General features: G+C 39.9%; 3 protein-coding genes. 2 read left to right on the plus strand and 1 reads right to left on the minus strand.

Going from position 1 to position 4162, the window contains the following annotated elements; translation table 11 throughout:
* Together Q0372_RS01105 and Q0372_RS01110 are read left to right on the plus strand one after the other, a co-directional pair.
* On the plus strand, positions 1–1533 hold a 1533-nt coding region (locus tag Q0372_RS01105; protein ID WP_298101543.1), incomplete at its 5' end, for a TonB-dependent receptor.
* Positions 1534–1600: 67 nt separating this feature from the next.
* The gene (locus Q0372_RS01110) at positions 1601–2347 is read left to right on the plus strand and encodes a DUF4198 domain-containing protein (RefSeq protein ID WP_005870462.1); all 747 of its coding nucleotides are present in this window, start codon (positions 1601–1603) and stop codon (positions 2345–2347) included.
* A gap of 711 nt (positions 2348–3058) precedes the next feature.
* Here Q0372_RS01110 and Q0372_RS01115 read toward each other — a convergent pair.
* Positions 3059–4030, minus strand: a complete 972-nt coding sequence (locus Q0372_RS01115; protein ID WP_297943792.1) for a hypothetical protein — start codon at positions 4028–4030, stop codon at positions 3059–3061.
* Positions 4031–4162: the final 132 nt, after the last annotated feature.

Here is a 4162-nt window from a genome sequence, read left to right on the forward strand (position 1 = left end):
GAAACCAGCGGCGCGCTGATTGATGATAAACTATTTTTTTTAGGCTTAAACGGCTCGGCGTCCAAAGAGGACGGCTGGATCATCAACGATCTAAACGGAGATAAAGCCAACGACAAGAAAAATTACAATTTCGGACTAAATTTAAAGATAGTGCCGACCGATCGTTTTACGATTAAAATTTACGGCGATCTTTTTCACCGCCAGGACGGCTCGCTCGACGAGCTTTTTATCCCAAAATCGAGATTTGGCAATATCTCAAAAAGCGAAGCCAAGCATATAAACTTAGAAACTCCCGCCCGCGTAAAGCAAACCTCTAGCTCGGGAGCGTTAGATCTAAAATATGAATTTGACAAATTTGACGCGACCTCGGCTACGACCTTTCGTAGAGCCAAAAAAGACGGGCTTTACGACGAGGATTTCGGTAGTAAAATAACCTATCTCGACCCCGATCACTACGGGCTAATTACATTTTTAAATTCTAAAAATGATACCTTCTCCGAGGAGCTTAGATTTAGTAGCGTAGACGAGCAAAGCTTCAAATGGGTCGGCGGGCTTTATTACGAAAACGAAAAGCAAGTCTTCGGTCCGATCGGCGATCAATACGGCGACGGCGGCGGTAGGACGATAGTCGAGGATTGGCCTTCAATCAATCGCGCGCAGACGGCATCGGTATTCGGTCAGATCATCTATCCGATCACGAGGAAATTTGATGCTACGCTTGGCGGCAGGTATCAGCAGATCAGAAAACACACAAAGGTCGATTACTTTTCATACGAGCTGGGACACAATCCCGGTGCGCTCGCGTTTTCGATGGACGAAAAAGCGACATTTAGGACGTTTTTGCCAAAAATCACACTTGGATACGATATCACCGACGAGCTAAATATTTACGCGATGTATTCAAAGGGCTATCTAGCCGGCGGCTTTAATTTCTACACCACCGGCGGCAGCAGGGAGGATAATAAATTTGACGCACAGACGAGCGATGACTACGAGATCGGTGTAAAGGGTTCGTATGAGAGCTTTAGATTTTCTACCGCGCTATTTTATATGGACATCAAGGGCACGCATATATTTTATACCGACCCCAATAACCCCAACATCTACTCAACCGCAAACGCCGATAAATCAAAATCTATGGGTGTGGAATTTGAAGGCGTCGCAAAAGCGAGCAAGGAGCTTGATATAAATTTAGCCGCAAGTCTGCTAAAGACCAAATACGGAGATTACATCAACAAAGACGGCACGAATAATAAAGGTAATAAAATCGAAAAAAACCCCGAGTATAAGCTCTCTTTGGGCGCGTCATACTACGCTCCGATGGGAATTTATACAAGACTGGACGGAAATATGATAGGCAAGACCTACTTCGATGCTCAAAATAAGCTAGCCCAAAAGAGCTATTTTACGGCGGATGCAAAAGTAGGCTACCTAAAAGATGGCTTTGACGTGTATTTTTACGTCAAAAATTTGACCGACAAAGAGTATTTCTCGCACATACGCGACAGAGCGAGTAATGTCTTAGTCACCTGAATGCTCGGCGTCGGCGTAAGATATAGTTTTTAAATTTAGTAAATTTTATTAAAAGAAAGGATGAAAAATGAGGAAAAGTTTAGCTGTATTGGCAGTTTTAGGTGCATTTAGCGTAGCAGGCGCGCATGATTTTTGGCTTGCGGGTCAAAATGACGACAAACTAAGGGTTCAGATCGGATTTGGAGATGGATTTGCCACGTGCGAGCCGATTGATAAGCAGAGAGAAAATAATTTTGAAATCCCCGTAGTCATAGATAAAAACGGCAAAAAAATCGAGCTAAAGCGCACGAGCGAGAACTATAAATTTGAAGGCGAAAAGCAGCCGGAAGGCGTCTATATTATTACCGGGCAATATAAACCGACCTTTTGGACCGAGGATAAAAGCGGCAAATGGCATATGGGCGGCACGAAAGATACGATCAAAGACGCTAAATTTTGCCGTCGCGCCACTATGCTCGCAAAGGGCGTAATCAACACACAAGCAGGCGATCTCATAACTAAGCCCGTGGGCGAGCGACTAGAGCTCGTACCTTTAGAAAATCCGGTAAATTTCAAAGCTAATAAGCCGTTTAAAATTAAAGTGCTATTTGAAGGCAAGCCGCTTGCAAATGCCGCAGTTGAAGGTGCGCCAGATGGGTTTTTGGAAGATATGAGCGCATTTTATGGTATGACCGACGATAAGGGCGAAATCGAGGTAATGGCGCTAAAGCCGGGTCCTTGGATACTAAAAGCAAGAAATAAACTCGCATTTTCGGATCCAAAGAAATGCGACGAAGAGACGATCATCGCGTCCTTTGCTTTTGAGGTAAAATAGTTTAAATTTGCTCTAAATTTTACTCCGGCTTTTAAATTTAAAAGCCGGATTACGCCATGTGAAAACTTTCGCGAAATTTGTAGTTGCCGCGCGTAGGCTGCGCTTTTAACTCGTCGCGATTTGCGCATTACGCTACGATAAGCTTTCCTGGCAAAATTTCAATTTTAGCTTGAATGCTCACTTTTTCATAAATGAACACTTATTTTAAAATTCAGCTTCTAGTGCCCATTTGCCTGGAACAATCCTCATTCAAAACCAAAAGATTAAATTTAATTCAGATTTTGCTCTATTTAAATTCCACTCGCGCACTACTCTTTTTGCGCCGCCGATAAATTCCCTTTGACGATACTCGCAAGCTTTGAGGAATGGCTGCTTTATAGATGATTTTCGTACCTTTTACAAATCTCGTCACGATTGTATTTGTGTATATCCATCTGGAATTTTAGTTGCGCGTTTAGCGTTTAAAAATGTAAAAGCGATTTTAGAGCGTTTACTCGCGCATTTAAAACTCCTAGAAGCCGTCTCGTTCAAAAGCTGCTAAAAATTTGAAACTAGCGCCGATTCTTTAATTTAACAAGGATGTTCGTTTCTAAGTCTAAATTTCAAATTTGCAGTATAGCCTCTAATGTTTTTGGTATGCAGCAATAATTTATTTTCACAACCGCTTCCGCTTACTGGATATCGTAAAATTTAACTCGGTATTAATTAAAATTAAAATTCCATATTGTCTATGATCTCTTTCAGTGCCATAGTGCTCATATGTGTATCGTCGGAAAAATATACGTCCTTTACGGCGCTTTTTATTAGCCTGTTTAAAATTTTTTTAGTGTCTACAAATAGATATCGCTTGTTCTCTTCGCGAAGCAGTTCAAAAAAGCGGCTCTTCCCATATTTCTTATCCAAAATATGGTCGTAATACAGATCGTATTTATCTACCATCGGCATAAAATATAGTTTTATGCCGAATCTATCTAAAAGCCCCTGCACTTCATTTAAATTTCTATTTAGCGCTGCGATATTTTCGGCATTTGATTTATCTAGCCCATATAGATCTTCATAATAAAATAATAGTCCGCTTTGATCTTTGGAGGTAAAAAAATCTCCATCCAGCTTCAGATAATACACTTTTGATAAAAAGGCATGATCGTTGAACCTGTAAGCTATGCGATATAAAACACTATTGTAGTTTAATGTATTTATAAAAAATGGCTTTGGGGTTTGTAGATACGATGGAGCACGTTTTTGAGCTATTAAATTTGATCTTTCATTTTTAAATTTATCCAAATCGAATGCAAATCTATCCACCGCTCGTCTTTCGATAGATTCCAGTATGATGTATTTTGGCTTTAATTTTTCTAATAGATCGGAATTTATGAGCGAAAATAGCGTCTTATAATAGTTTTCGTTGATTAGCGGAATATTTAAAACCGTAAGGTTCTTATCGCTTTGAATATAGTCCTGATAATACGGGTTTAGTCCGCCCCCGCCGCCGTTAGAAAAGCTATCGCCTATGGTTATTACATCTACCTGCCTCATTTGAAAATCCGAATCCAAAATATAATGAGTTCTAGGTAGGGTCACTGCCGTTTTTCTAGGGGAATATGAGTTTATCTTATACGATAATCTGCCAAGGTCGCCTATCATCATGCCGTCGTTTCTATCGAAAACCTCTTTTGTTATCAATAGCCATACGAATATATGATATATAACAAAGCAAATCAATACAAAAAAACAAATTTTTAGTTTAGTTTTATAATAATAATTCAAGATAGCATCTCCTAAAAATTAAAATATAAAAATTCAGAAACGGTATTT

It is taken from the genome of uncultured Campylobacter sp., from assembly GCF_937997405.1.
Classification (GTDB): domain Bacteria; phylum Campylobacterota; class Campylobacteria; order Campylobacterales; family Campylobacteraceae; genus Campylobacter_B.